Annotated in this window: 18 protein-coding genes; 8 read left to right on the top strand and 10 right to left on the bottom strand. The window is 60.9% G+C overall.

The genetic code is table 11. From position 1 onward, the window contains the following. The first annotated feature begins 282 nt into the window (after positions 1-282). Both HMPREF2878_RS11240 and HMPREF2878_RS00870 read left to right on the top strand, forming a co-directional pair. Positions 283-435, top strand: coding sequence for a hypothetical protein (locus HMPREF2878_RS11240; protein ID WP_161798520.1), 153 nt, complete (start codon positions 283-285; stop codon positions 433-435). Positions 436-567: 132 nt separating this feature from the next. Next, positions 568-3,135 (top strand): multicopper oxidase domain-containing protein, encoded by a 2,568-nt coding sequence (locus HMPREF2878_RS00870; protein WP_070652685.1) that lies wholly within the window; start codon positions 568-570, stop codon positions 3,133-3,135. Between the two features lie 8 nt (positions 3,136-3,143). Here HMPREF2878_RS00870 and HMPREF2878_RS00865 read toward each other — a convergent pair whose 3' ends face one another. Then, on the bottom strand, positions 3,144-4,685 hold the full coding sequence (locus tag HMPREF2878_RS00865; protein WP_049193376.1) for a glutamate synthase subunit beta: 1,542 nt from the start codon (positions 4,683-4,685) through the stop codon (positions 3,144-3,146). After that, on the bottom strand, positions 4,678-9,300 hold the full coding sequence (gltB, locus tag HMPREF2878_RS00860) for a glutamate synthase large subunit (RefSeq protein ID WP_049193422.1): 4,623 nt from the start codon (positions 9,298-9,300) through the stop codon (positions 4,678-4,680). Before gltB ends, HMPREF2878_RS00865 begins: the two co-directional genes overlap by 8 nt. Positions 9,301-9,625: 325 nt before the next feature. Here gltB and HMPREF2878_RS00855 point away from each other — a divergent pair, with 325 nt between their 5' ends. Together HMPREF2878_RS00855 and HMPREF2878_RS00850 are read left to right on the top strand one after the other, a co-directional pair. Beyond that, positions 9,626-10,471 carry an HNH endonuclease family protein gene (locus HMPREF2878_RS00855; protein ID WP_049193423.1) on the top strand — a complete coding sequence of 282 codons (846 nt, stop codon included), beginning with the start codon at positions 9,626-9,628 and terminating at the stop codon, positions 10,469-10,471. Between the two features lie 539 nt (positions 10,472-11,010). Continuing rightward, positions 11,011-12,708, top strand: a complete 1,698-nt coding sequence (locus HMPREF2878_RS00850; protein ID WP_049193377.1) for an AMP-binding protein — start codon at positions 11,011-11,013, stop codon at positions 12,706-12,708. An 82-nt stretch (positions 12,709-12,790) separates the two neighbouring features. On the opposite strand, the gene HMPREF2878_RS00845 is transcribed toward HMPREF2878_RS00850, so the two are convergent. Both HMPREF2878_RS00845 and HMPREF2878_RS00840 read right to left on the bottom strand, forming a co-directional pair. Next, positions 12,791-13,522 carry an SDR family oxidoreductase gene (locus HMPREF2878_RS00845; RefSeq protein ID WP_049193379.1) on the bottom strand — a complete coding sequence of 244 codons (732 nt, stop codon included), beginning with the start codon at positions 13,520-13,522 and terminating at the stop codon, positions 12,791-12,793. A 24-nt stretch (positions 13,523-13,546) separates the two neighbouring features. Next, positions 13,547-14,308: an SDR family oxidoreductase gene (locus HMPREF2878_RS00840; protein ID WP_070652684.1), complete on the bottom strand. Its 762-nt coding sequence runs from the start codon at positions 14,306-14,308 to the stop codon at positions 13,547-13,549. A 183-nt stretch (positions 14,309-14,491) separates the two neighbouring features. Here HMPREF2878_RS00840 and HMPREF2878_RS00835 point away from each other — a divergent pair, with 183 nt between their 5' ends. Continuing rightward, positions 14,492-16,552 carry an oxidoreductase gene (locus HMPREF2878_RS00835; RefSeq protein WP_049193381.1) on the top strand — a complete coding sequence of 687 codons (2,061 nt, stop codon included), beginning with the start codon at positions 14,492-14,494 and terminating at the stop codon, positions 16,550-16,552. Between the two features lie 11 nt (positions 16,553-16,563). Here HMPREF2878_RS00835 and HMPREF2878_RS00830 read toward each other — a convergent pair whose 3' ends face one another. From HMPREF2878_RS00830 to HMPREF2878_RS00815, 4 genes are all read right to left on the bottom strand, one after another. Continuing rightward, positions 16,564-17,226 carry a nitroreductase family protein gene (locus HMPREF2878_RS00830; protein WP_049193382.1) on the bottom strand — a complete coding sequence of 221 codons (663 nt, stop codon included), beginning with the start codon at positions 17,224-17,226 and terminating at the stop codon, positions 16,564-16,566. 3 nt (positions 17,227-17,229) lie between these two features. After that, positions 17,230-17,730 (bottom strand): methylated-DNA--[protein]-cysteine S-methyltransferase, encoded by a 501-nt coding sequence (locus tag HMPREF2878_RS00825; RefSeq protein WP_049172545.1) that lies wholly within the window; start codon positions 17,728-17,730, stop codon positions 17,230-17,232. 12 nt (positions 17,731-17,742) lie between these two features. After that, the gene (locus HMPREF2878_RS00820) at positions 17,743-18,690 is read right to left on the bottom strand and encodes an alpha/beta hydrolase family protein (RefSeq protein ID WP_049189819.1); all 948 of its coding nucleotides are present in this window, start codon (positions 18,688-18,690) and stop codon (positions 17,743-17,745) included. Between the two features lie 109 nt (positions 18,691-18,799). Beyond that, a complete protein-coding gene (locus tag HMPREF2878_RS00815; protein ID WP_049193384.1) occupies positions 18,800-19,693 on the bottom strand; it encodes a cation diffusion facilitator family transporter in 894 nt (297 codons plus the stop codon). Between the two features lie 43 nt (positions 19,694-19,736). On the opposite strand from HMPREF2878_RS00815, the gene HMPREF2878_RS00810 reads away from it, so the two are divergent. Then, the gene (locus HMPREF2878_RS00810) at positions 19,737-22,238 is read left to right on the top strand and encodes an ATP-dependent RNA helicase (protein WP_246821874.1); all 2,502 of its coding nucleotides are present in this window, start codon (positions 19,737-19,739) and stop codon (positions 22,236-22,238) included. Here HMPREF2878_RS00810 and HMPREF2878_RS00805 read toward each other — a convergent pair. Further along, positions 22,168-23,367, bottom strand: a complete 1,200-nt coding sequence (locus tag HMPREF2878_RS00805) for a glycosyltransferase 87 family protein (protein ID WP_070602202.1) — start codon at positions 23,365-23,367, stop codon at positions 22,168-22,170. The genes HMPREF2878_RS00810 and HMPREF2878_RS00805 overlap by 71 nt on opposite strands. A gap of 51 nt (positions 23,368-23,418) precedes the next feature. Here HMPREF2878_RS00805 and HMPREF2878_RS00800 point away from each other — a divergent pair, with 51 nt between their 5' ends. After that, the gene (locus HMPREF2878_RS00800; RefSeq protein WP_049189826.1) at positions 23,419-24,141 is read left to right on the top strand and encodes a YggS family pyridoxal phosphate-dependent enzyme; all 723 of its coding nucleotides are present in this window, start codon (positions 23,419-23,421) and stop codon (positions 24,139-24,141) included. A gap of 30 nt (positions 24,142-24,171) precedes the next feature. After that, positions 24,172-24,558 (top strand): Rieske (2Fe-2S) protein, encoded by a 387-nt coding sequence (locus tag HMPREF2878_RS00795; RefSeq protein ID WP_049172555.1) that lies wholly within the window; start codon positions 24,172-24,174, stop codon positions 24,556-24,558. 14 nt (positions 24,559-24,572) lie between these two features. Here the strand turns inward: HMPREF2878_RS00795 and HMPREF2878_RS00790 are convergent, their stop codons facing one another. After that, positions 24,573-25,787 (bottom strand): Fic family protein, encoded by a 1,215-nt coding sequence (locus tag HMPREF2878_RS00790; protein WP_070652683.1) that lies wholly within the window; start codon positions 25,785-25,787, stop codon positions 24,573-24,575. Between the last annotated feature and the right edge of the window lie 79 nt (positions 25,788-25,866).

Here is a 25,866-nt window from a genome sequence, read left to right as displayed (position 1 = left end):
TACAGCCCCCTACTACAAAGGGCTACCCCATCGTTCGGGTAGCCAAAAAGCCACCTTTACCACTCATCATTCTCCCTGGTAAAACAACGTTTCACCAACTGTTTACTGAAGCTTCAATCTGTTTACATTCATCTAACTAGCTGTACAAACTAGCTTCTAACGTAACCACTTCCTGACGATTGCAATTAATGCACAATCACCTCTTTATTGAGATATTTATTCAAGGAAGTATTTGCGTGAATACTCAAACAATCGTTTTTGACAAAAGGGTTACACTTCCCCGTGAGCACATCATCAATGCGTCGGGCACGCGCTTTCATCACCCGGAAGCCCTTCCTTGCTGCCCTGATGCTGATTCAAAACCGGATGGGTCAGACACAGAAGACCACACAGTTCTGGCAGGCCCACAAAAACGGCGAAGACCCGACCAAATAAAAGCACTCTTACATGCGCCCATATTAAATGCGCACCCAGTATGCGTATTATTGATATATGTCGTCGCACGCCACACCAGAACCCCAATCCCCCACAACCAAACCGCCTACTAAGCCTGGCAAGAAGCGCCGCATGTCCTGGCATCGCAAGGCCGGTATGCCAGTGCGCTGGTGGTTCGCCTCCATCATTGTGGCAGCACTCATTCACCCTTTCGTCACCGATGGCCGTTGGCTGTTGGTGCATCTCTTTACCCTCGGCGCCGTCACCAACTCCATCCTCATCTGGGGCCGCCACTTCACCGAAAAGCTACTGAAAATCGACGTGCCCGTTGGCAATCGGAAGATTCAGTTGGCAAATATTTACCTGCTCAACGTAGGTATTGTCGCAACGGTCGTCGGCAAGCTCGGTGACTGGTGGCCAGTGACCACCGTCGGCGCGGCGGTCATCGGCGTCGCCGTCGCATGGCATGCGATTTCCCTCGGACGCGACCTGGTAGCGAAGCGCGATCGGCCATTCGCCATCTCCGTTGCGCACTACGTCGCGTCGGCATGCCTACTGCCCATCGGCGCTGCACTCGGCGCCATCCTCGCATCTCCGAAGGGCAAAGCGCTTCACGACGACCTCCTATTGGCACACGAAGCCGTCAACCTCATTGGCTTCCTCGGGCTCGCGGCCTGCGGCACGCTCATCACCATGTTCCCAGCGCTGTGGCGAACCCAGATGTCGCCGCATTCCCGCCCGAAGCTGGCACTAGCAGTACAGCTCATAGGTATCGCAGTTACCGCGATCGGTGCACTGACCAGCTTCAACTGGATCGCCTCGGTCGGCCTTGGCATTATCACTATCGGCTGGGTCATAGCCGCCATCCCGTGGGCACACAACGTCATGACTGTCGCTAAAGACCCGCGCGACCGTCTCAGCTACCCGGCGCTGTCTGTCGCGGCCGCCATCGTATGGCTAATCGGCACACTCGCAGTCGCCACAGTCAAGGCGCTTGACGACGGCTTCGTAATCTCAACCCTCACGCTGCCGCTGGTAATCGGTTTCGGCGCTCAGTTGCTTATCGGCATGATGAGCCAACTCCTGCCCGCAACCATCGGCGGAGGTGCTGGTCCAGTCTCTGCCGGTATGAAGGAACTTGACCGCGCGGGCGCATTCCGCTGGTCGACCATCAATATTGGTCTGGCACTGTGGCTAATGCCGCTGCCTTCCTGGACCAAAGTGGCGGTCTCCGCAATGGTCTCCCTTGCCTTGGTGTCTTATCTGCCACTTGTCGGCCGGGCCGCAAAGGCACAGATTGGTGCGCTGAAGGAACGCCAGAAGGCACGAGCTAACAAGGAAGCATCGCCGAAGCCGGTCGAGCTGCAAGCAACCGCGCGTCGTCTCGGTGCTCAAACTACCGCTGCTCTGGCTGTATTAGGCCTGGTAGTATCCGTCGGCGTTGCGCTGAGCGGTAGCGGTGGTGGTACGAGCAGCATGGAAACCACCGGTGATGTTGCGCCCACCGGAGAAACCGTCGAGGTCACGGTTACTGCCAACGATATGACCTATACCCCGAACGTCATTGAGGCGAACCCCGGCGACCGCCTGGTCATCACCATGGTCAACGCGGATTCCCAAGTCCACGATCTGCGCTTGGCCACCGGCGAGGACACCGGCCGAGTCTCCCCCGGCGACTCCGCCACCATCGAAGTGCCGGTCGTCCCTGGCGACATTGACGGTTGGTGCACCATTGCTGGCCACCGCCAGATGGGCATGACGCTCACGGTCAATGCAGGTGGTTCGAATCATTCACACCACACTGGGAACAGCAGCCACTCCGACCTCGCAACGCCAGGCGCACTCGGGAATGTCGGCGAGCTACCCGGCCCGGATTCCCCCACCATCAATCCAATGTTGACGCCCGCCGAGGACGCCACGGTTCACCACGTCACGCTGCGAGCCAGCGAGTTCACCGGCTACGCTGCCCCTGGCGTCGAGCAGCAGCATTGGGTATTCAACGGCAAACCGCTGGGGCCAACTTTGCGCGGCAAGGTGGGCGACGAGTTCGTCGTCACGCTCATTAATGACGGCACCATGAGTCACTCCATCGACTTTCACGCCGGCATTGTTTCGCCGGACGAGCCAATGCGCGACATCGCCCCTGGTGAGAAGCTTGAGTACCGCTTCCGTGCTGACCGCGCGGGCATCTGGATGTACCACTGCGCAACCATGCCCATGTCCATGCACATCGCTGCCGGTATGCACGGTGCCGTCATCATCGACCCACCGAATCTCACTGATGTTGACCACGAGGTTCTTCTGGTGCAGTCGGAAAGCTACTGGGGCGAGGACGGCCCCGACGCCGACAAGACCATGGCCGAGGACCCCGATATCTACAAGTTCAACGGCTACCCCGACCAGTATCTCACCCACCCAATTCGCATTCGCGCAGGTGAGACGGTACGTTTCTGGGTACTTGCCGCCGGCCCCAACAAGGGCACGAGCTTCCATATCGTCGGCACGCAGTTCCATCGCGTGTACAAGGAGGGCGCGCTTTTGCTTGACGACGGCGTGGGCGGTGCCCAAGCCCTTGACCTCGGTGCCGCGCAGGGTGGTTATGTTGAGGCCGAATTCCCGGAGCCTGGCACGTACCGCTTTGTCGACCACCAGATGGTGCATGCCGAAATGGGGGCACGCGGCAACATAGTGGTGAACTAAACCAGGGTTTACAACTTAATTGGAGCATCCTCCGGCTCGACAGCGCGCGGCAGATTGGACTCGCCCATCAAGTACTGGTCCACGGCCTCGGCGCAGGCGCGACCTTCGGCGATAGCCCACACAATCAAACTGGCCCCGCGGCCATTGTCACCGGCCACGAACACCGGACCGTCGAAGTTCTGCTCGATGTCGCTGCGCACGGCGAGGTAGTCGTCGTCACGCATCATCACACCGCGATCGTTGAACTGAATCCCCAGCTCATGCGACAGACCACCGCGCTCCGGACCGGAGAAGCCCAGCGCGATGAGAACTAGGTCGGCATCGAGTTCGAAATCCGTATCCTCCATAGGCACACGCTTGCCATCGATGACCTCGACCTCGTTGGCGGACAGGCCGGTCACGTGACCGTCCTCGCCGTGGAAGGAGACGGTGTTGACGTTGAAGACGCGCTTGCCCAGGGTCTCGCCGGTGACGCGAGCGTTAAGGCCGAGCGCCTCGGTAACCTCTGGCGGTTCGGAACCGGTGATGGTGTACTCACCTTCTTCGTGAGCAGTCGCCACGCGCCAGACCAGCGGGTACATCGGCCACGGAGTCGACGCCGCACGGGACTTCGGTGCACGGGGGCGAATATCGAACTGCGTGACGGACGCCGCTCCCTGGCGCAGCGCGGTACCGAAGCAGTCAATGCCGGTGTCGCCACCACCGATGACGACAACCTTCTTACCTTTGGCATCAATCGGCGGGATGTCGAGCTCGCCTGCGGCAACGCGGTTTGCTCCCGGCAGGTACTCCATAGCCTGGTGAATACCCTCCAGATCACGGCCATCGACGGGCAGGTCGCGGGCCAGCGACGCGCCAGTAGCTAGAACCACTGCGTCAAATTCTGCCAGGTCAGCGGCTGTCGGTGAGACGTTGGTGCGGAACTCGGTACCCTCGATCTCCATCTGCTCGAGACGACGGTCGAGGAAACGCTGCTCCATCTTGTAGTCCGGCACGCCGTAGCGCATCAGACCACCAATCTTGTCGTCGCGCTCGAAGACCGTGACATCATGCCCGGCGCGAGTCAGCTGCTGTGCTGCAGCAAGGCCCGCTGGCCCGGAGCCGATGACAGCGATGTGCTGGCCGGTGTCGAAAGTCGGCACAATTGGCTGAACCCAGCCCTCATCGAAGCCGCGTTCAACGATGGCCAGCTCGATGTTCTTAATGGTCACGGCATCGTCGTTGATGCCGAGCACACAACCGCCCTCGCACGGAGCCGGGCACAGGCGACCGGTCCACTCGGGGAAGTTGTTGGTGGCGTGCAAGCGCTCGAAAGCCTCGTGCCAGCGGTTCTGACGAACCAGGTCATTCCACTCCGGAATGATGTTGCCCAGCGGGCAGGCCGAGTGACAAAACGGCACGCCACAGTCCATACAGCGGGTCGCCTGCTGTTGCACCTGCTCGTTGCTAGCCTCCTCATAGACCTCTTTCCAGTCCATCAGACGCAGCGGAACCGGGCGATGAGCAGGCTCTTCGCGCTGGAATTTCATGAAACCCTTCGGATCAGCCATTGGTTACTGCCTCCATGATTGCCTCGTTGATGTCAGCGTCGTTGTCCTTTGCCTTCGCGACTACGTCGAGAATTCGGGCGTAATCACGCGGCATGATTTTGATGAACTGTGCAGCCGGGAACCGAGTCTTAGAACCCGTGAGCTTGCGGTGCTTCGACAGCGTGGCCTCCAACCAGCTGATGTCCTCATCATCGAGCGGCACAATATCGACCAACTCGGTGTTGATGTTCGCCCGCGTCGCCTCGTTATCCAGCAGGTAAGCGATACCGCCACTCATACCGGCGCCGAAGTTGTGACCGACCGGGCCCGCCACTACGACGCGGCCACCGGTCATGTACTCACAACCGTGATTACCGATGCCCTCGACCACGGCCGTAGCACCGGAGTTACGCACGCAGAAGCGCTCACCGACAGTGCCGCGAACGAAGATTTCACCGCTGGTGGCGCCGAAACCAATGACGTTGCCGGCAATGGTGTCGGTAGCCACATCCGCGGTCGGCGGGGCCGAACGTGAAGGTCGGACCACAATCTTGCCGCCGCACAGGCCCTTGCCGACGAAGTCGTTGGCATCGCCCTCCAGCTTGATGGTCACACCGGCCGGCAGGAACGCGCCCAGCGAGTTACCGGCGGAACCGAGCAGGTTGACGACGATGGAGTCGTCGGCAAGCCCCTGCTTACCTGCGACCTTGGTGACTTCGTACCCCAGGCGCGTGCCCACGGAACGGTTCACATTGCTGATGGCGTGGTGCAGCGATACCGGTGTCGGCGCCAGCCCATTCGCGCGCGCCGTACGCAGCGCTGGCTGCGCTTCATCGATGAGGCGCTCGTCCAACGCACCCTCGAGCCCGTGGTCCTGCGCCTTCGTGCAGTAGGAATCCTGGTCCGCAAAGAAGGGGCTCTCGGCAACGTGCAGGATTCGCTCCAGGTCAAGCTTTGCGACGCGCGGAAGGTTGCCCAGATCCTTGCGCAGACGCAGGCACTCGGCATGTCCGACCGCTTCATCGATGGTACGGAATCCCAGCTCAGCGAGGTATTCACGGACCTGCTGGGCGATGAAGGTGAAGAAGTTGACCACGTGCTCGGCACGGCCGGTGAACTTGCTCCGCAACTTCGGATTCTGGGTGGCAATACCGACTGGGCAGGTGTCCAGGTGGCAGACGCGCATCATGATGCAGCCCTCAACCACCAGCGGAGCGGTGGCAAAACCAAACTCCTCAGCGCCCAGCAACATCGCGACCACGACATCACGACCGGTCTTGAGCTGGCCATCGCACTGCACGCGGATGCGGTCGCGCAGCCCGTTGAGCATCAGGGTCTGCTGGGTTTCAGCGAGCCCCAGCTCCCACGGACCGCCAGCATGCTTGAGACTGGTCAGTGGCGAGGCACCAGTGCCGCCATCGTGGCCGGAGATCAGCACGACGTCGGCATGCGCCTTCGACACGCCAGCGGCGACGGTACCCACGCCCTGCTCGGAGACGAGCTTGACGTGAATGCGGGCGCGCGGATTGGCGTTCTTGAGGTCGTAAATGAGCTGCGCCAAATCCTCGATTGAGTAGATGTCGTGGTGCGGTGGCGGCGAGATCAGACCCACGCCCGGGGTGGTGATGCGGACTTCCGCGATCCACGGGTAGACCTTGTTCGGTGGCAGCTGGCCACCTTCCCCGGGCTTTGCGCCCTGGGCCATCTTGATCTGGATGTCGGTGCAGTTGGACAGGTAGTGGCTGGTCACACCGAAGCGGCCCGATGCGACCTGCTTGATGGCAGAGCGCTTCCAGTCGCCGTTGGCCTCCATTTCGAAGCGGTCTGGATCTTCGCCGCCCTCGCCGGAGTTGGACATCGCACCCAGGCGATTCATAGCGATGGCCAGCGTCTCATGTGCCTCCGCAGAGATGGAGCCGTAGCTCATCGCGCCGGTGGAGAAACGCTTGACGATGCTGGAGACCGGTTCGACCTCATCAATGTCGATTGGCTCGCGGTCCGAGGCGAACTCGAGCATGCCGCGCAGAGTTGCCAGCTGCTTGGTCTGCTCATCGACCTTGTTGGTGTAGTCGCGGAAGACCGCGTACTGACCAGTGCGGGTGGCATGCTGCAGTGTGTAGATGGTCTCCGGGTTGAACAGGTGGTACTCGCCTTCGCGACGCCACTTGTACTCGCCGCCGAGATCCAGCTCGCGGTGGGCCTGCTCTTCCGGACGCGGCAGGAATGCGCTGCGGTGACGAGCCGCAACATCTTCTGCGACCTCATCGAGACCGATACCTTCCAGCGGAGAAACAGCTCCGGTGAAGTACTCGTCCAGGAACTCCTGCGACAGACCGACGGTGTCGGCCAGCTGAGCGCCACGGTAGGACTGCAGTGAGGCGATACCCATCTTGGACATGACCTTCAGCACGCCCTTAGAGGCGGCCTTGCAGTAGTTCGAGCAGGCCTGATCCAGCGTCAGATCACCAAGCTGATCCTTCATGCGCAGCTCATCGATGGTTTCGAAAGCCATGTACGGATTAATGGCATCGGCACCAAAGCCCAGCAGCATGGCCATGTGGTGCACCTCGCGGGCGTCGCCAGCCTCAATGATGAGGCTGGCGCGCGTGCGAGTGCGCTCCTCCACCAGGTGGTGGTGGACCGCGGAGGTCAGCAGCAGCGACGGGATGGGCGCAAAGCGCTCGTTGGACTCACGGTCAGACAGCACAATCAGTCGAGCACCGCGGTCAATGGCCTCGGAGACCTCACGGCGGACACGACGAATAGCGTTGCGCAGGCCACGGCCACCGCGGGCGACCGGGTACAGGCCGGAGATGACCTCGGCGCGGAACTCGGAGTACTCCTCGTTCTTGCCCGCCTGACACAGGGTGACAAAGTCGTGGTTGTCCAGGATTGGATGCTCTAGCCGGATACGACGGGCGGCATCGGCAGTGGGCTCCAAGATGTTGGTCTCTGCCCCCAGCAACGTATTCATGCTGGTGATGGACTTTTCGCGCAGCGAGTCCAGCGGCGGGTTGGTCACCTGTGCAAACCGCTGCGAGAAGAAGTCGAACAGCATGCGAGGTCGGTTGGACAGCGCCGCAATCGGCGTGTCCGAGCCCATCGAACCCAGGCCCTCCGCGCCGGTGAGTGCCATCGGGCGGATGATTAGGTCAACGTCTTCTTCGGTGATGCCGAAGACGCGCTGTCGTAACACCGCGCGGGCATGCGGCATGTACTGGTAGCGCTCTCGTGGCAAATCGGCGATGTCGACCAGGCCTTCTTTGATCCATTCCTCGTAGGGCCCAGTGGCGGCCAGCGTGGACTTAATCTCCTTGTCCTCAATAATGCGACCGGCCTTCATGTCCACCAGGAACATACGCCCCGGCTGTACGCGCGTGCGCTGCACAATCTGCTCCGGCGGGATATCCAAGACACCAGCTTCGGAGGCCATCACCACCAGGCCCTCGTCAGTCACCCAAATGCGTCCCGGCCGCAGGCCATTGCGATCCAAGGTGGCACCGATGACCTGGCCGTCGGTAAAGCAGATAGCGGCGGGGCCGTCCCACGGCTCCATCAGGCAGGCGTGGTACTCGTAGAACGCGCGAACCTGCGGGCTGAGGTTGTCATCGTGCTCCCAGGCCTGCGGAACCATCATCATGACCGCATGCGGGAGACTGCGACCACCGAGATGCAGGAGCTCCAGGGCCTCGTCGAAACGCGCAGTGTCAGAACCGTTGGGGTCGCACACCGGCAGCGCGCGGTCGATATTGCCCAGCTTGCCAGAGCGAATCAGCGACTCGCGGGCGCGCATCCAGTTTTCGTTGCCGCGCACGGTGTTGATCTCACCATTGTGAGCGACGTAGCGGTACGGGTGTGCCAGCGGCCAGGACGGGAAAGTGTTCGTGGAAAAGCGCGAGTGCACGATGGCCAGCGCGGAAGTAACTTCCTTCTGCTGCAGGTCAAGGTAGAAATCCTTCAGCTGCGGGGTAGTGAGCATACCCTTGTAGACAATTGTGCGGCTGGACAGCGACGGGAAGTACACGGTGTCGCCGCCAGAGCCCTCGCCGGCGCCCCGTTCGCCCAGCTCACGCTCGCAGCGCTTACGCAGGAAGAACATCTTGCGGTCGAGATCAATATCGCTGAGCTGGCGCCCCTCGTAGTTCTTCGCGGTAACGAAGAGCTGACGGAGCACTGGCATAGCCTGACGGGCCATCTGGCCGAGCCCTTCAGCGTCGATTGGTACATCGCGCCATGCCAGGATCTCGATGCCCTCTTCAGCGCAGATGTCTTCAATAGCCCGAATGGCATCGAGAGTAGCCATCCGCGCCTGCGGCAGGAAGGCGATACCAGTGGCGTAGGTTCCCGCCGGCGGCAAAATAACGCCTTCCTTGCTCAGCTCAGCGCGGTAGTAGGCATCCGGAACCTGAATGAGAATGCCGGCACCGTCGCCGGTGGTCTTCTCTGCACCGGCGGCACCGCGGTGGTCGAGATTGACCAGTGCCTGAATGCCCTTTTCCACAATGTCATGGGTCTGGCGACCGTAAATGTCGGCAACAAAGGCCACGCCACACGCATCGTGTTCGTTCGACGGGTGGTAGAGACCTTCCCTCTGAGGACCACGAGGCAATGTGGTCGCTGTTTCGGTCAGAGTCATGGCTGTCTTAGCTGTCATGGCTGTTTTCCCCTTATAGGTGCAATGTGCCAATTGGGGGACACGGGTTATCTATATTTCCAACTGTTTTAACAATGCACTTTCATCTAGGCGTATTGCAATACGTATTTAGGGAATTAACTGTATTTGCCCACCCCCGAAGGAGCTGGACCAGCCTGCCAGCCCGAATAAAACCAGGCTTTTACTACCCGTTTTAATCTCATAACCCCCTAATCGAGCTACCACCCCCACTATCCACGCACAGTTGTTCGATTCTTTAGCAAACCCCCTCCATACCCAATCCCCTCCTACCGCTATGGTTAGCTCCATGCTCGCCAACCGTCGTTTCCGCTCGCCATTACAGGGCCTCGCCCTCCTTATCGGCGCAGCGACAATCCTCAGCGGCTGCACGGATCCCATAGACCCCACTCCAGAGAGCCAGTCGCATAGCCCGGCCCCGGCACCCGCTTTTACGCCCGAGCCAGCGGAACCCGCGCCCGAGATTCCTGAAGCGCCCCACACCCCAGACTCCCCCGGCACCCCAGCGCCCGGCACATCGCCTATCGACGGCATCCGTAGCGCCCTCAACCAGCTGGAGATAAAAGGGCGCGCACCGAAAACCGGCTATGCGCGCGATGAGTTCGGGCAACGTTGGAGCGATGACGTCTCTGCCGAGTTTGGGCACAACGGATGCGACACGCGAAACGATGTTTTGAATCGTGACCTTATTAATAAGGAGTACAAACCAAATAGCCACGATTGCGTCGTGCTTTCAGGGCAATTACTGGATCCCTATACCGGCACGATGATTGAGTTCCAGCGTGGCCGCGATACCTCTTCTGCCGTTCAAATCGACCATGTCGTAGCCTTAAGCGACGCCTGGCAAAAGGGGGCACAGCAACTCCCGCCCGAGGTTCGGCAGGACTTTGCCAATGACCCCCTCAACCTCTTGGCCGTCGATGGCCCCGCCAATCAACAGAAGCGGGATAGCGATGCCGCATCCTGGGTACCCGCCAATAAGCCATTTCGCTGCCAGTATGTCGCTCGCCAGGTGGCAGTAAAACAGAAATACCACCTGTGGCTCACACAGGCGGAGTACGATGCCATCGACCGTTGGCTCTCTACCTGCACACCAGAGGATGAGCCCACACTTGCCGCCCTAACCCTGAATTAGGGCAACTTCCTCCGACGCTCACCGATGCCGCACACCGAGGCTCAAGCCAGCGAATATGCCACCTATTCAGCTACGCACTCGCAACCTCCGCCCCTCCTAGTCTCGAACATTTCTATTTTTCAGAAGATTCCTAGCCCCCTAATTTCTGGGGGCGACCGCCATTCAGCTACTGCCCGCCCCGTCAAACAAACCAACCGAAAACCCCTGGGTTCATAGAGTTATATACGTCAATATCAGAATTGAATTCGTTACCGCAGTGTTATCCTTTCGTTATATTCACTGCTTCCTGTCGGTTTATAACTGTTTGATAACACTGTATCCTCGAGCCCGTACGCGAAAAGGTATCCGTCGTAAAGCATTGCGCACGCCGACTGCGTATTTTTTACTTTTCTTCGTGGAAACTACTTTTTGACGCGGCACAGGTTTGTTAAAGTCTGGTTGTTACAAAATCGCACTACCGTGACTGATGGTGTCAGTGTGACTAAAGAGTCGCTTGGCGCTATTAATCGCTTGTCCATCATCTTGGAGGATTCTCACCCATGGCAGCTGAAATGAAGGCTCCGGAAGTACCACTTGGGCTCCAAATCAAGGCTTTTGCCCAGTCGATTCCACCACTCCTGCGTACTGGTGCCCTGTACATGACTCCGAAGACGGCGCCGAAGATTCTCGATTACCTGCGTCGCCTGAAGTTCTCCGTCGCCAGCCTGATTTCCATGAGTGCGCTGCGCTACCCGGATCGCCTCGCCCTTGTCGACGATGACGGTGAACTCACCTATTCTCAGCTGCTTGACAACGCCCACGCCCTGGCTCGCGCCTTGATGGACCGTGGCATGACCCAGAAGTCCAGCTTCGGCGTTATCGCACGCAACGGCCGCGGCATCATCCTGCCGATGGCCATCAAGGGATTCATCGGCTCCGAAATTATGCTGATGAACATCGGCTCCGGCCCGACTCAGATTCGCGGTGTCGTTGACCAGAATAAGGCCAAGTTCCTGTTCGTCGATGACGAGTTCCTGGGCAACCTGCCAGAAGACCTCGACGATGTCACCGTCGTTATTACCTCCGTGACCAAGCCGGAGACCCGCAAGAACGCGGGCAAGAACTTCGTGTTCATGGAAGACCTCATTGAAGAAGGTCGTACATCGAACGCCAAGCTAGATCCGAAGCCGGAGCAGGGACGCATCATCATCATGTCCTCCGGCACCACCGGCATCCCGAAGGGTGTCCTGCGCAATGAGCCGAAGACACCGGCAACTGTGGGTGCAATCGCCGATCGTATTCCGTGGCGCCGCAACATGGTCATTCACCAGTCCGCATCCATGTTCCACGCCTGGGGCTGGGCAAATGTGCTGATTGGCATGGCTACCGGCTCCACCATTGTCACCATGCGTGTCTTCGACCCGAAGAAGGCTGTTGACCAGTGTGAACAGTACGGCTGTAACGGCATGATTTCCGCGGCCTTCTTCCTGCGCCAGATCAAGGATGTTCTGGATGAGGAGCCGAACCGCAAGATTGGCCCGTTCCGCTTCATTGTCTCCTCTGGTAACGCCATCCCGGGCTGGCTCGTCTCCGCGCTGACTCACCGCTTCGGTCCGGTTATCTGTAACTTCTACGGCTCCACCGAGGCCGGCCTGTGCTCCATCGCATCCGGCGCGGACCTCGCAGCCCGCCCGGACTCCGCAGGTCGCCCGGCAATTGGCGCCAAGGTTCGCATCCTGGGTGACGACGGCAAGGAAGTCGAGCCGGGTGAGGTTGGCATGATCCACACCGCTCAGGAGCTCTCCTTCATCGGTTACCTGAACAAGAAGGACAAGTTCACCACCGTCGATGGCCTGTTCCAGATCGGTGACCTCGGCCGTATCGACCAGGACGGCTACCTGTACATCTGTGGTCGCTCCGACGACATGGTGATCAAGGGCGGCGAGAACGTCTTCCCACGCGAGGTCGAAGAAATTCTCGGCCCGGTGCCGGGTATCGCCGACGTCTTCTGCCACGGCAGCAACGAAAACGACGAGATTTTCGCTGACCTGTTCCTCTACGTTGTCCGCGAGGACAATGAGGCCGGCAAGAACCTCACCGAGGACATGCTGCGCGAGTACGTCCGCGAAACTCTGGCCGAGCACTCCACTCCAGACCGCGTCTTCTTCGTCGACTCCCTGCCGCGCAACGCCATCGGCAAGGTTGTTCCGCGCGAGGTCAAGGCAATGCACGAGCGCCTGAACCTGGACGCTCAGTAAGAAGCGTGTACACGAAAGTGTGCCCACCGGCTATCCGCCGCGTGGGCACACTTTTTGTGTATCTTCGCTACCTTTTGCGCGGCTATCCGCGCGGGCGCACCTGGATTTCATCCACGTTGGCGTCCGCTCCGGTATCAACGGCCAGACGTACTGCGGCTGCGATCGATTCAGGCCGCATGAACTTCGTGCCGTCGTAACGCCAATCCGCATCATCGCGGTGCCAATTCGACTGCAGCTGAACCTGCATATCGGTATCGACGCGTCCGGGGTGCACGGAGCTGACTCGTACCGCGCCACGCTCTTCCTCGCGCAGCGCATCGGTGAACGCCCGCAGCGCGAACTTCGATGCTGCATACGGCGAAGTACCAGCTGAAGCGCGGAATCCCGAGCCCGAGTTGATGGTCACCAGCGTGCCCTCCGCCTTGCGCAGCGCCGGCAGCAGCTGGCGGGTCAGGTCGGCGACGGCGACGACGTTGATGTCCATAATCCGCGACCAGTCCGCACGCGAAACCTCCGCCACGTCCCCATCGACGTACACACCCGCCGAGTGCACGAGCACATCCAGCCCGCGCCCACCGAGCGCCTCCAACAGCTTTTCCACTTCCGCGTTTACGGCGTCGACATCACCCAGGTCAGCAACGAATACGCTTGCCGACGGCAACTGCGACGCCACCTTCTCAGCAGACTCAGCACTGGTAGCGCCCACAATGACGTGGTGATCACGGGAGAGATCCTTGGCAACCGCCAGGCCGATGCCACGGCTTGCACCCGTGACCAGGGCAATCTTGGTGTCAGCGGCAATATCGATGCTCATGTACGGCTCCTCTATGTAGTCGGTTTACTTCTTCGGCTTCGCGCCGCCCACCTGGTCGATGGGGGTCACCTGCAGGAAGTCAATGTTGACGCGCTTCGGACGGGTGTCCGCGAACACGATGATGTCGGCAACATCATCGGCGGTCAGCGACTCAACGCCATCGTAGACCGCTGCGGCCTTGGTCTCGTCGCCGTCGAAACGCACGAGTGAGAAATCGGTGTGGACGCGCCCCGGATCGATTTCGGTGACGCGCACGCCATCGGCAGCAACCTCTTGACGCAGGACTTCCACCAGCGCGCGCTCAGCGTGCTTGGCTGCGTTGTAACCGGCGCCGCCGGTGTAGACCTGACGGCCGGCAATCGAGCCGACGGTGAGCACAATGCCGCTGGTGGACTTCAATGCGGGCAGCAGCGCGCGGGTGACGCGCAGGGTGCCCAGCACGTTGACCTCGTACATCCAGCGCCACTTTTCCTCGACAGCGCCTTCAACCGATTCCATGCCCCAGGCGCCACCGGCGTTGTTAACCAGCACGTCGACGCGCGGTTCGGCCTTAGCCAGCGCCGCCACATCGGCGTCAGAGGTGACGTCAACCTTGTAGACCGTCGCTTCACCACCGGCAGCACGAATCTCCTCCGCGACAGCCTCAAGCTTGTCCTCGCGGCGGGCTCCCAGCACGACGCGGAAACCTTCAGCTGCGAACTGCTTGGCAGTGGCTGCACCAATACCGGAAGAAGCACCGGTAACTACAGCTACTTTCTTGCCATTAGTTGAAGTTTCAGAGGTCATGGGGGCTTAACTCCTTGCTACATGCGTCTACTGATATTCCCGACTGTAGTCATACGACACCCTCCTGCGCCGAAGACTGCGCGTGCTTTACACCTGATGTTCCACGTGAAACGTATATAAAACTGTGCAGGAATTTTCCCGATTCACCTCATACGCAGCTGCTAAAACCGCGATACTGGTTGCATGTCTGACCAGCCTCACTTCCCACATCTTCTCTCCCCTCTCGACGTCGGTCCTCTAACTCTGCGCAATCGCATCATCATGGGCTCAATGCACTCCGGCCTGGAAGATCGCACCCGTGATATCCCCAAGCTGGCTGCCTACCTGGGGCGGCGCGCCGAAGGTGGCGTGGGGCTCATCGTCACCGGCGGTTATGCTCCCAACATCGAAGGTTGGCTGACTCCGGCCGGTTCGATGATGGCGTCGAAGCGCATGGCGGACAATCACCGCCGCGTTACTGACCTCGTGCACTCCCACGGCAGCCACATCGTGCTGCAGGTGCTGCACGCCGGTCGTTACAGCTACAGCCCGCTGGCCCGCTCCGCCAATACCGGTCAGTCGCCGATTAGCCCGTTTAAGGCTCACCGCCTCACCGGCTTTGATGTCTCGCGCACCATTGGCGCCTACGTCCGCGCCGCGAAGCTCGCAAAGCGCGCCGGTTACGACGGCATCGAGGTTATGGGCTCCGAGGGTTACCTGCTCAACCAGTTCCTGGCCGAGCGCACCAACCACCGCTCGGACAACTGGGGTGGCAGCGCCGAGGCTCGCATGCGCCTGCCCATCGAAATTGTCCGTCGCATTCGCGCCGAAGTGGGCGAGGACTTCTTACTGCAGTACCGCATTTCGCTTCTTGACCTGGTGGAAGACGGCCAGACCTGGTCCGAGACCACTGAACTCGCGCAGCGTCTGGTCGAGGCTGGCGTCGATGTCTTCAACACCGGTATCGGCTGGCACGAAGCACGCGTCCCCACCATCGTTACGTCCGTGCCGCGCGCCGCATTCACGGACCTGACGGGTCGTCTCCGTTCGCTTGTCGACGTCCCGGTGGCAGCCTCCAACCGAATCAACCGCCCCGAGGTTGCGGAGAAGATCCTCGCTGACGGCAATGCGGACTTGATTTCCATGGCCCGCCCACTGCTGGCTGACCCGGACTTCGCCATCAAGGCGGGCGATGGTCGAGCTGACCAGATCAACACCTGTATCGCCTGTAACCAGGCCTGCTTGGACCACACCTTCGCGGCCAAGCGCTCCACCTGTTTGGTCAACCCGAAGGCTGCTTACGAAACCGAGTTGGTATCCGTGCCGGTATCGAAGGACAAGGCCAAGCGCGTCGCCGTCATCGGCGCTGGTGTGGCTGGACTCGCTTTCGCGGAAGCCGCAGCTCAGCGCGGCCACCACCCGGAGATTTTCGAGGCCGCCGACCAGATTGGTGGCCAGTTCAACCTCGCCGCAAAGATTCCGGGCAAGGAGGACTACGGCGAGACGCTGAAGTACTTCTCCCGCCGTCTGGAGGTACTCGAAGTTCCGGTTCACCTGAACACGCGTGCCGACGTCGACGAGCTCAAGGCCAAGTTCGACCACGTGATTGTGGCCACGGGTGTTACCCCGCGTATCCCGGGCATTGACGGTATCGACCACGAGAAGGTCATTCGTTACGACGAACTGCTCTCGGGTGCGAAGCAGGCCGGCAACAAGGTGGCCGTCATCGGTGCTGGTGGTATCGGTGTGGACGTGTGTGAGTACCTCACTCGCAAGCCGAACCAGACCATCGAAGCCTGGAAGGACGCCTGGGGCGTCGGTGACCCTGCGGAGTTCCGCGCGGGTCTGACCAAGCCGGGCACGGTCTCTGGCGCAGCTGAGGAGTTTGAGGTTGAGCGCGAGGTGCACCTGCTGCAGCGCAAGACCTCCCGCATCGGTAAGGGCCTGGGCAAGACCACTGGTTGGGTTCACCGTGCGGAAATCAAGAAGGCCGGTGTCAAGCAGTACACCGGCGTCACCTACAACCGTATCGATGACGAGGGCCTGCACATCACCATCGATGAAAAGCCACAGGTCATCGCGGTTGACAACGTGATTGTCTGTACTGGTCAGGTATCCAATCTGGACTGCCTGGGCGGAAAGGATCGCGAGAGCGTCACCGGCGATAACTCCAATGTCACCATCATCGGCGGCGCGGACGTGGCCGCTGAGCTGGACGCAAAGCGTGCCATCCGCCAGGCCGTTGAGGTAGCGCTCGCGCTGTAGGGCTAGGGCTGCTACGCCTCGTAGCGGTCGGTGTAGGCGCGCTGCTCGAACTCGAAACGGCCCGGGTGAGCCGGGAACTCACCCGGGACACCGATGGCCAGCAACAGCGCTACTGCCACATCGGTGTCACCGGCACCGATAGCTTCCTTGACCTTCTGCTCACTAAAGCCCGTCATCGGGGAGCTAGCCCAACCAAAGGCGCTGGCAGTGACCATAGCGAAAGAAGCGGCAATCATGGCGTCGCGGATTGCGAACTCGCGGGAGAGACCCTTTTCCTCGCGGGCCTTATGGAAGGAGGTCATCGAGGCTTCCCGCTCGGCAGCGGCAACTTCGTCCCACAGGCCAGTCGCCTTGTTGGCCTCAACCAGGCGTGGAATACCGCGCTTCCAGCCGGTCGGCTCACCAATGAAGGCGAGCAGCAGCGGCGCATTGGCAACCTGCTTCTGACCACCGGCAGCTTCCACTACCTGCTGGCGCACCTCAGGGTCCTCGATGCGCACGATAGCCCGAGACTGAATGTTAAAGGCGCTGGGAGCTTCCAGAGATAGCTCCAGGAGGCGGCGCACGTCAGCGTCGTCAAGCGGTTCGTCAGCATAGACGCGCGTGGCACGGCGGTTGCGGATGATGTTCTCAAATTCGGTGGCGAACTGGTCGCGCGGAGAATGCGAAGTCATGCATTAAAGAATAACTGTTTGCCAACCTTCGAGTTCGAGCAGCCAGCGCTTCATTTCGCGGCCGCCGGCATAGGATCCGAAAGACCCCGCTCCCCCACTGGCGGGCACCACGCGGTGACAGGGAATCAGAATGCCCAGCGGATTGGTGGCACAGGCCGATCCGGCAGCTCTGGCGGCACGAGGCGATCCGGCCATTTCAGCGAGCTCACCGTAGGTCACAACCTGGCCATACGGCACGTCGCGCAGTGCGGTCAGCGCACGAGCGCGGAAAGAATCCTGGGTGAATATGTCGCAGTCCAGCGGCAGCGCAAACTCGCGGCGCTGCCCGGCAAAGTACTCGCGGAACTGCTGCGCTGCCTGTTCCGCCACCGCTTGCGCTTCGGGGTCGGCGGCGCTGGGGTCGTCGTCAAGCACGGGGCCTAAGAGATTGACTTCGACGACCCCGCGAGCGGAGGTGGCGATTCCAAGCACGCCGAAAGGCGTTTCTACCTGGGAAATCGCCATAAAACCTCCTACTTAGCCCTTGTTGGCCTGGAACCAGGCCAGCAGCTCGTCCCACTCCTTCTCGTGACCGGAGCGGAAGTACCCACCGTAGCCCACGCCCTTACCACCAGCCGGCTGAGCCTGGCGCTTTTCAATCTTTTCCGCAGAGCTCATCACATTGGTGATCAGGTCTGCCGAGGACTCCTCAGTCCAGTAATCATCCGGAACGCGGATGGACAGGAACGGCTGCGGAGCCTTGGAGAAGCGGTTAGCGAAGTCGAACTCGGAATCGTCGAAGAAGTAGCCTTCCTTGCGAGCCCAGCGAGCCCACTGACGCATGACACCATTCGGCGGCTCAACAGCCAGACGCCACGCCGACGCCGGAATGTGGCCGGTAATGAAACCGCTAATCGGGCCGAGAATATTGAAGATGAAGAATGCGCGGACCTTGCCCGCCACGGACGGCACCTTGGAAATACGCATACCGCGGCAGTTGACCAACGCCGCTGCGTCATAGGTGCCCTCGGAGCCGGCGTAGACGATGCCGTGACCGCCAACCGCGTGGCCGACAGCGAAGTGCGGTACGTCCGGGTAGGTCTCCTTGGCCCACTCGATCACACCCGGAATATCCTTGGTGATCCAGTCCGACATCCGGATGTCTTCGTTGTTCTGGTCAGTCTTCAGAGCGGACTGGCCAATTCCGCGGTAATCATAGGTGATAACGCCGTAGCCCTTTTCTGCCACGGTCTCAGCGAAACGGTGGTAGAAACCCTGCGGCACACCGGTACCGGAGTGAACGGTGATGATGCCGTTGGGAATGTTCTCTGGGTTCTCCTTCGGGCGGAACATGGTTCCGCGCAGCAGGACGCGGTCATTAGCCGGAATAATGATGTCCTGCCGAGGGCACGGCTCCGGCAACTTCGGGCTCTTCGCGGAAAAACGGCTATCCCCAGTGGAAGTGGTTGAGGCTTCGGAGGTCATTTATGCAGTTCCTTCGAGTGGACTTAAACAGTGCATGATTTTGTATACACAATCTTAAAGTGTAAGGCTCATCACTTTCAGCGCTTTCGTGGAATTTGCCTCACGCGCGTTACAACTGCACATCCCCATAGGCGCGTTCGTCCTCAATTGGCTCCAGATGCGAGGAAATATGCACACCTGGGAAGCGCTCCCGCAGCTCATCCTCCATCGCGGTGAGCACATCGTGGCCGCGCTCGACGCTCCACGCGCCCGGCACCAGCACATGGAACTCAATGAATTGCTGATGCCCCGACTCGCGAGTGCGGATTTCGTGGACGTCAATGCCACGACTCCGGTCACGGTGCGAGGCCAAAATCTCATCCACCGCCACGCGGTCGTCGCCCTCCATGGCCTTGTCCATCAGGCCGTTACCGGAATCGCGCAGCAGCTTGTAGCCGGTGACCAGGATGTTTACGGCCACGGCCAGCGCGATGATCGGGTCAAGCCACCACAGGCCGGTAACCCACACCAGCGCCACACCTACGAGCACTCCGGCGGAGGTCCACACGTCGGTCATCAGATGCTTGCCGTCGGCGGTCAGCGCCAGGGAGTTGTGTTGGCGCCCGGCCTTAAGCAGAATCAGCGCCACCGCACCATTGATCACCGAGGCAATTACGGTCACGACGAGGCCCTGGCCAATCTGCTCAATCGGCTGCGGGTTCACCAACCGCTCGATGGAGACATAAATAATGGCCGCCGCCGCCACGAAGATCATGGCACCTTCCAGCCCGGCCGAGAAGTACTCTGCCTTGGAATGGCCGAACTCATGGTCGCGGTCTGCGGGCCGCGCGATAACCTTGAGCACGATAATTGCGACAACTGCCGCAACCAGATTGACAATCGACTCCGTCGCGTCGGAAAGCAGGCCCACCGATCCGGTTAGAGTGTAGCCCCAAAACTTCAGCGCGATGGTGACGACCGCCGCCCCCACTGAAAGCCAACCAAAACGAGATAAGTCCTGCATATGCGGGCACTTTACCCGCCTTTCCGGAGTTACTACCAGTTCTATGAGCACCGATTTCCAGTTCAATTTGCAGAACATTTCTGCAGGCCTGCCGTTCGCGTCGCAGCTCGCCTCGCTTGCCGACGCCGTGCGCGACCACGACGTAGTAGTCCAGGCCCCACCGGGCACCGGCAAAACCACGTTGGTTCCACCGGCGGTGGCCAACACCCTGGGTGGCCGCATTGTGGTCACGGCTCCCCGGCGCGTGGCGGTGCGCTCGGCGGCGCGGCGGTTGGCGCAGTTGTCGGGCACGAAGCTCGGTGAGGAAGTTGGCTACTCGGTGCGTGGCGACGCAAAAGTTTCCCGCACCACCCGCGTTGAGTTTGTCACTCCCGGTGTGCTGCTGCGCCGACTGCTGCGCGACGGCGACGTGGATGCCAGCGCGGTGCTCATCGATGAGCTGCACGAGCGCGGCTTGGACACCGACCTGGTGTTGGCGATGGTGCGCGACTTGCGGGATATCCGCGATGACCTGCGCATTGCCGCTATGTCGGCAACGGTGGACGCGCCGAAGTTCGCGGCCTTGCTCGGCGGCTCCACCCCGGCCCCCATTGTGGCGGCGGAGGCGGAGATCTTCCCGCTGGACATCCGCTACGCGCCCTTTCCGCAACGGCTGGATGCACGCGGTGTGACCGACGACTTCCTGCAGCACGTTGCCGCCCAGGCCAGCACACTCACGGAAGAAGCCGCCGGTGATGTGCTGGTTTTCCTCCCCGGCATCCGCGAGGTGGAACGCTGCGCGGGTTATATCGCGGATTCCTCGGAGGTGGCGGTGCTGACGCTGCACGGCCAGCAGAGCTCCGAGGAGCAGGACCGCGTGTTCCGTCGGCAAGCGGATGGTAGACGCGTAATTGTGTCCACCGCGATTGCGGAATCATCCGTGACTGTGCCGGGCGTGCGCGCCGTTGTCGACGCCTGCCTCGCGCGCGGACCGCGACTCGACATTGCGCGTGGCTTCTCCGGCCTGGTCACCAGCTCGTGTGCGCAGTCCTCCGCGAACCAGCGCGCTGGCCGAGCGGGACGTGAGGGCCCGGGCATCGTGGTGCGCTGCGTCTCCCAGTCGGAATTCGCGTCCTTTCCCGCCTGGCCCGCGCCGGAAATCGAGGTCGCCGACCTGACCCAAGCGCTCCTCGACGCCGCCGCGTGGGGCACGCCGGGGATGCAGGGACTGAAGCTTCTCGACGCCCCACCACCCCACCACGCCGAGGCTGCAAACCGCATTCTCGCTGGCCTGGGCGCTGTTGATGAGGCCGGTGACATCACGGAACTCGGCCGCACCCTGGCTACCCTGCCGGTGCATCCGCGCATGGGACGCGCGCTGCTGACCGCCACGGCCATGATGCCGCAGCACGCCGACGCGGTCGCACGCGCGGTGGAGAAACTCACCGACGCCCGCGGCTTGGCCAAGCAGGTGCGCCGCATTGAGCTGGATACTGAGGCCCCCGCCAACCTGCTGCCCTCGGACATCCCCGCGCTGGTCACGGCCCTGGCCTGGCCGGATTTCATCGGGCGACGCCGCAGTGCGAACTCCGACGAATACCTCTTTACCGGCGGCACCGCTGCGGAACTCACCCGTGGTTCTGACCTGCGCGGCCACGAATGGATCGCGGCCGCCGACATCTCGCGGCTCTCCCACGGTCGTGCGCTCATCCGCACCGGCGAGGCGATCGAACTGGAAATCGCCATGCTCGCCGCCGGCCACCTCGCCCACACGGAAACCACGGCGCGCGTCGAACAGGGCCGCGTTCGCGCCCGCGAGCGCGACCTGCTCGGCGCCATCGAGCTGTCCTCCCGCCAGGTCTCCCCGACGCCCGAGCAGTGCATTGCCGCCAACTCCGCCTGGCTTGCCAAAGCGCTTGCCGACGCCTCCCCCAGCCTCGACCGCGACACCGAACAACTCCGCCGCCGCATGGCCTTTCTCCACACTCATCGCGGTGCCCCATGGCCGGATGTCTCCCCCGCAGGGCTCGCGGCCCAGGCCGAGCTCCTCTTTGCTGGCGAGCTGGACCGCCCGACCCCACCCAAGCTAGATGCCGAGCACCTCCGCCGCCTGCTGCCCTGGCCGGAGGCTTCGGACTTCGACCGGCTGGTGCCCGAACGCCTAGAGGTCCCCTCCGGTTCGAAGATTCGCCTGGAGTACCCGGAGGACCCCACGAACCCTGAGGCAAAGATTGTGCTCGCCGTGAAGTTGCAGGAGTGCTTCGGCCTGGCGGAGACCCCGCAGGTATTGGAAAAGCCGGTGACAATGCATTTGCTGTCACCGGCTCAGCGACCACTCGCGGTCACTCAGGACTTGGAAAGTTTCTGGAATGGCGCCTACGCACAGGTTCGCTCCGAGATGCGGGGCCGTTACCCCCAAGCACCCGTGGCCGGAGAACCCGTGGGAGGAGCAGGCTACTGCGAGGACGAAGCGTCGTCGTTAAGCAAGCCCGTCGTTAAGCAGCTGCCTGTGCCCGCACGCGACTGGGCTTGCGCCAGAGGTAGATTGCGTAGCCCAGGCAGGTGAAGAAGAGCACGCCCCCCATGATTCCCTGCATGTTGCCGTAGAACCACTGCCCCACATTGGCAGCGTGGCCGAAGTCATTGCCCACGAACACCTTGTACGGTGCCCACCAGTGGGCGATCATGAACAGGACACCGACAATAATGTGCCCAATCTCGCGGACGAAGAGCACCAGCGGCACGAAGACCATGACGATCGACCAGTGGTGGCTGACCGCGTATGGCCCGGCGAAGCTGACCGCCAGCGCAACGAAACCAAGGGCTGCGACATCATAGCCGTTGCGGTGGTAGATCCACGCCACGAAAGCAGCAGCGATGGCACCGATGAGGAAGAAACCGTAGATGCCAATATCGAGCGCGGTACCCTCCACCCCGGCGCGGGCGAGCAGACCACTGAACGCCTGGTTGGCCTCATAGGTCGGGGCGCCACCGCGGTTGCCGGCGAAGAACTCATCGGTCCAGAAGTAGATGGACTCCTTAAAGCGCACGGCGAAACCAATAGCGACGGTCACCAGGAACCAGCAGAAGCTCTTGGCCACGGCCGCAAAGTCACGGCGCATGAGGAACACCAGCGCATATGCCGCGGGGGTGATCTTAATTCCCGCCGCGATACCCACGCCCAGTCCACGCAGTTTCTTGGGCAAAAAGCCCAGCACATCGGAGACCACCAGCAGCGCGAGGAAGACGTTGATCTGCCCGAAGAGCACGTTGGCGCGCAGCGGGTCGAGCAGCATCACAACACCGAGCACGCAGGTAGCCATCAGCTTCGGACGCTCAGAGCCGAGACGAGTGAAGACCATCCACAGCATCGCCCACACCGCCGCCAGCGTGGCGAACGTCCAGATGATCTGCAGGGTCACCGGCCCCGCCCAGGTCAGCGGGTAAAACAGCAGCGCCGCAAACGGTGGGTAGATGAAGCGGAAACCCGATCTGGTGGGAAACTCTGGTGAGTAGAGATCCTGGTCTCGTCGTAGTGCCCAGCCGGCGTCTTGGAAGACCTCGAGGTCCATCATGTAGGCAGTTGCCGCAAGATAGATGAAGTCGATGACAACGACCAGCGACACCAGCCCAAATACAATTGCCAAGATCCGTCTCTGCATGACGGAAAGCGTCGAGAGTCTGTCCATGAGCATGATTCGACACTACCGCACAGTTCTTCCTACTCAGGCCTTAGAGTGGGAGGTATGTTCGTGGAAAACTATCGCAAGGTTCGCTCCGAGATCGACGACGCTTGCCGACGAGCTGGGCGCCAGCCCTCCGAGGTCCGCCTGCTGCCCGTCAGCAAGACTGTGCCTGTCGACGCCCTGGTGGAATCCTGGCCGGAGCTCGCAGCAGCCGGCTGCGCTGGCCTGGCGGAAAACCGCGTCCAGGAAGCGGTGGCCAAGGCGGAGGCATTCCGGGAGGCCTTCGGCGACAAGGCACCACATATGGCCATCATTGGTCCACTGCAGACGAATAAGGCCGGCCACTTGGTCAGTTGTGCTGATGAGTTTCAGGCTCTGGACCGCCCGAAGGTGGCCGGAGCACTGCAGCGTCGCTTGGCCGATTCCGAGCGCACGCTCGATGTCTTGATTCAGGTCAATGCCTCCCGCGAGCCGCAGAAGTCGGGTCTGGCGCCGAGCCACGCGGCGGAGTTTGTCCGCATGTTTGGCCCCGATGGCGAATACCCGAACCTGCGTCTGCGCGGGTTTATGACCATCGCGGCCCAGAATGATCCGAATGTGCGCGAGACCTTCGCGGAGCTGCGGGAGCTGCGGGACAGTCTGCTCGGGGATTTGCGGGACGGTGTCAGCCTCAACGAACTGTCAATGGGTATGTCCGGCGACTACCGCGAAGCCATCGCCGAGGGGGCGACCACCGTGCGTGTGGGACGCGCCATCTTCGGTGAGCGCTCCTATCAGAAATAAAGGTCGCGAAATAGAGGTAATCTCAATGCCATGAGTTCTGATGTCTCCCCGTGCTCCCGTCGTCGTTTCCTCCTGGGAACTGCCGCCACTGCAGCTGGCGCACTCGTAGCCGCTTGTGCACCAAAGTCTGCGGTGGAGAAGGTTGACGCTGCCGACATTCCGGTTGGCGGCGGTGTGGTGATCGGCAATTACGTCGTCACGCAGCCGGAGGAAGGCAAGTTCGCCGCTTTCTCCAGCTCCTGCCCGCACCAGAATGGTCGTATCACTGAGGTCAGCAATGGTGTGATGATTTGCCCGAACCACAACTCCCACTTTGATATTGCTACTGGTGAGGTTGTTTCTGGCCCCTCGCGTAAGCCCGCTGGTCAGGCATCGCTTTCAGCCGAAGGCACTGAGCTGATTGTGGGCCAGAAGTAGGTTCCGGAAGCAGATTAGTGGTCGGTGGGTTCAAGGCCTAGAAGATCTACGCCAGCCGGCGCCAGCTGGAATCGCAGCGGACGGCGGCTCGTCGGCGTTGCCAGTCCTTGAGCCTCTAACTCGGCGAGATACTTTCGCGCTGTCCGCTTCTCCTTGCCGATGGTGTCGGCGACGTGTTCGAGCTTGATCCCATAATCAGGTCCGAACAACCGAGCCTGTGCCAGGACAAACAGCGTCCCGATCTCGTTGTCTGTCAGCGACACGGATAGTGCCTGCTCGGGCGAGTTGGTTAGCTCAGCTACCCGCTGTTCAAGCTTCTCGCACTGGTGGGACTTCATCTGCAGCTCTTCCAGCAAATACTGCTGAGCATTCAGAATGACATCAGCCATCACCTCGACGAAGAACGTGACTTCGCCCCGGTTCATTGGGTCTTCCGTAGTGGTAAAAGCCTTGTAATACTTCGCTTTATCCTCAGCGAGTTGGCGAGAAATAGTCAGCGCTGTGGCAGGTGAGAGTGTCTCCCGCAAAGCCACTGACAGCAGAAAACGCCCCATCCGACCATTGCCGTCATAAAACGGGTGAACGAACTCGAACATGAAATGGCTTGCCAGGATTCGAATAAGCCGATTGTCCTCTGAGGAATTCACCGTTTCCAGGAACTCATTGAGAAGTTGGTGAATGGCAGCTTCACTTTCAACACCGCGATGAATCTGTCGCTGCCCATCGGTAATTGTGACCGTTGATGCTCTAAAGAGTTCACCGTCTAACTCGTCCTCGGCGCCAATTTCATCGCCGAGAAGTTGATCGTACTGCTGCCGGATCCCTGTGAGCGTTGTCGGAAACTCAATCCGCTCATCGTTTGCCAGCCGGAAATAGAGCTGACTGAACTCATGAAAGCGCTTGTGCTGGGTTCCCGAAGTGTTGTCCAACGCTTCGGCGACTTCTCGCCGTGTGGAGTGGATTCCCTCAATCTCATTGGTGGCTACCACCTCGGCCAGGAGCAGACTGAAGAGATAGTGAGTCCGCGCTGCACCCGGCAGACGATTCCACAACTGTGAAATCTGCAGCTCTAGAGACAGAATCTTTTCAACCTTGGCTGCGAGATCGCTTGTAATGCAGCAAAAGAGTGGCCACTGCCCCAGCGGAAAGTGCCACTGAATCGTCGACGGGGAGTCTTTGCGTGACTGGTACTCGCTCTCCACTGCCTGTTCCGCATCGTGTGCAGACATGTGGAAGATCCTCTTAAGCGGATAGTGCTTCACGGCGAGTCTCCCCTTCTGTTTCCAATGCTTTTTACATGATGCTTTC

Source organism: Corynebacterium sp. HMSC065H09 (genome assembly GCF_001812845.1).
In the GTDB taxonomy this organism is placed as follows: Bacteria; Actinomycetota; Actinomycetes; order Mycobacteriales; family Mycobacteriaceae; genus Corynebacterium; species Corynebacterium jeikeium_D.
This window is presented reverse-complemented; position numbering and strand designations above follow the sequence as displayed.

Excerpts from the sequence above, each read along its gene's own strand:
- HMPREF2878_RS00870 (WP_070652685.1), top strand. The coding sequence starts at position 568 with ATGTCCTGGCATCGCAAGGCCGGTATGCCAGTGCGCTGGTGGTTCGCC.
- HMPREF2878_RS00865 (WP_049193376.1), bottom strand. The coding sequence starts at position 4,685 with ATGGCTGATCCGAAGGGTTTCATGAAATTCCAGCGCGAAGAGCCTGCT.
- gltB (WP_049193422.1), bottom strand. The coding sequence starts at position 9,300 with ATGACTCTGACCGAAACAGCGACCACATTGCCTCGTGGTCCTCAGAGG.
- HMPREF2878_RS00855 (WP_049193423.1), top strand. The coding sequence starts at position 9,626 with ATGCTCGCCAACCGTCGTTTCCGCTCGCCATTACAGGGCCTCGCCCTC.
- HMPREF2878_RS00850 (WP_049193377.1), top strand. The coding sequence starts at position 11,011 with ATGGCAGCTGAAATGAAGGCTCCGGAAGTACCACTTGGGCTCCAAATC.
- HMPREF2878_RS00845 (WP_049193379.1), bottom strand. The coding sequence starts at position 13,522 with ATGAGCATCGATATTGCCGCTGACACCAAGATTGCCCTGGTCACGGGT.
- HMPREF2878_RS00840 (WP_070652684.1), bottom strand. The coding sequence starts at position 14,308 with ATGACCTCTGAAACTTCAACTAATGGCAAGAAAGTAGCTGTAGTTACC.
- HMPREF2878_RS00835 (WP_049193381.1), top strand. The coding sequence starts at position 14,492 with ATGTCTGACCAGCCTCACTTCCCACATCTTCTCTCCCCTCTCGACGTC.
- HMPREF2878_RS00830 (WP_049193382.1), bottom strand. The coding sequence starts at position 17,226 with ATGACTTCGCATTCTCCGCGCGACCAGTTCGCCACCGAATTTGAGAAC.
- HMPREF2878_RS00825 (WP_049172545.1), bottom strand. The coding sequence starts at position 17,730 with ATGGCGATTTCCCAGGTAGAAACGCCTTTCGGCGTGCTTGGAATCGCC.
- HMPREF2878_RS00820 (WP_049189819.1), bottom strand. The coding sequence starts at position 18,690 with ATGACCTCCGAAGCCTCAACCACTTCCACTGGGGATAGCCGTTTTTCC.
- HMPREF2878_RS00815 (WP_049193384.1), bottom strand. The coding sequence starts at position 19,693 with ATGCAGGACTTATCTCGTTTTGGTTGGCTTTCAGTGGGGGCGGCGGTC.
- HMPREF2878_RS00810 (WP_246821874.1), top strand. The coding sequence starts at position 19,737 with ATGAGCACCGATTTCCAGTTCAATTTGCAGAACATTTCTGCAGGCCTG.
- HMPREF2878_RS00805 (WP_070602202.1), bottom strand. The coding sequence starts at position 23,367 with ATGCTCATGGACAGACTCTCGACGCTTTCCGTCATGCAGAGACGGATC.
- HMPREF2878_RS00800 (WP_049189826.1), top strand. The coding sequence starts at position 23,419 with ATGTTCGTGGAAAACTATCGCAAGGTTCGCTCCGAGATCGACGACGCT.
- HMPREF2878_RS00795 (WP_049172555.1), top strand. The coding sequence starts at position 24,172 with ATGAGTTCTGATGTCTCCCCGTGCTCCCGTCGTCGTTTCCTCCTGGGA.
- HMPREF2878_RS00790 (WP_070652683.1), bottom strand. The coding sequence starts at position 25,787 with ATGTCTGCACACGATGCGGAACAGGCAGTGGAGAGCGAGTACCAGTCA.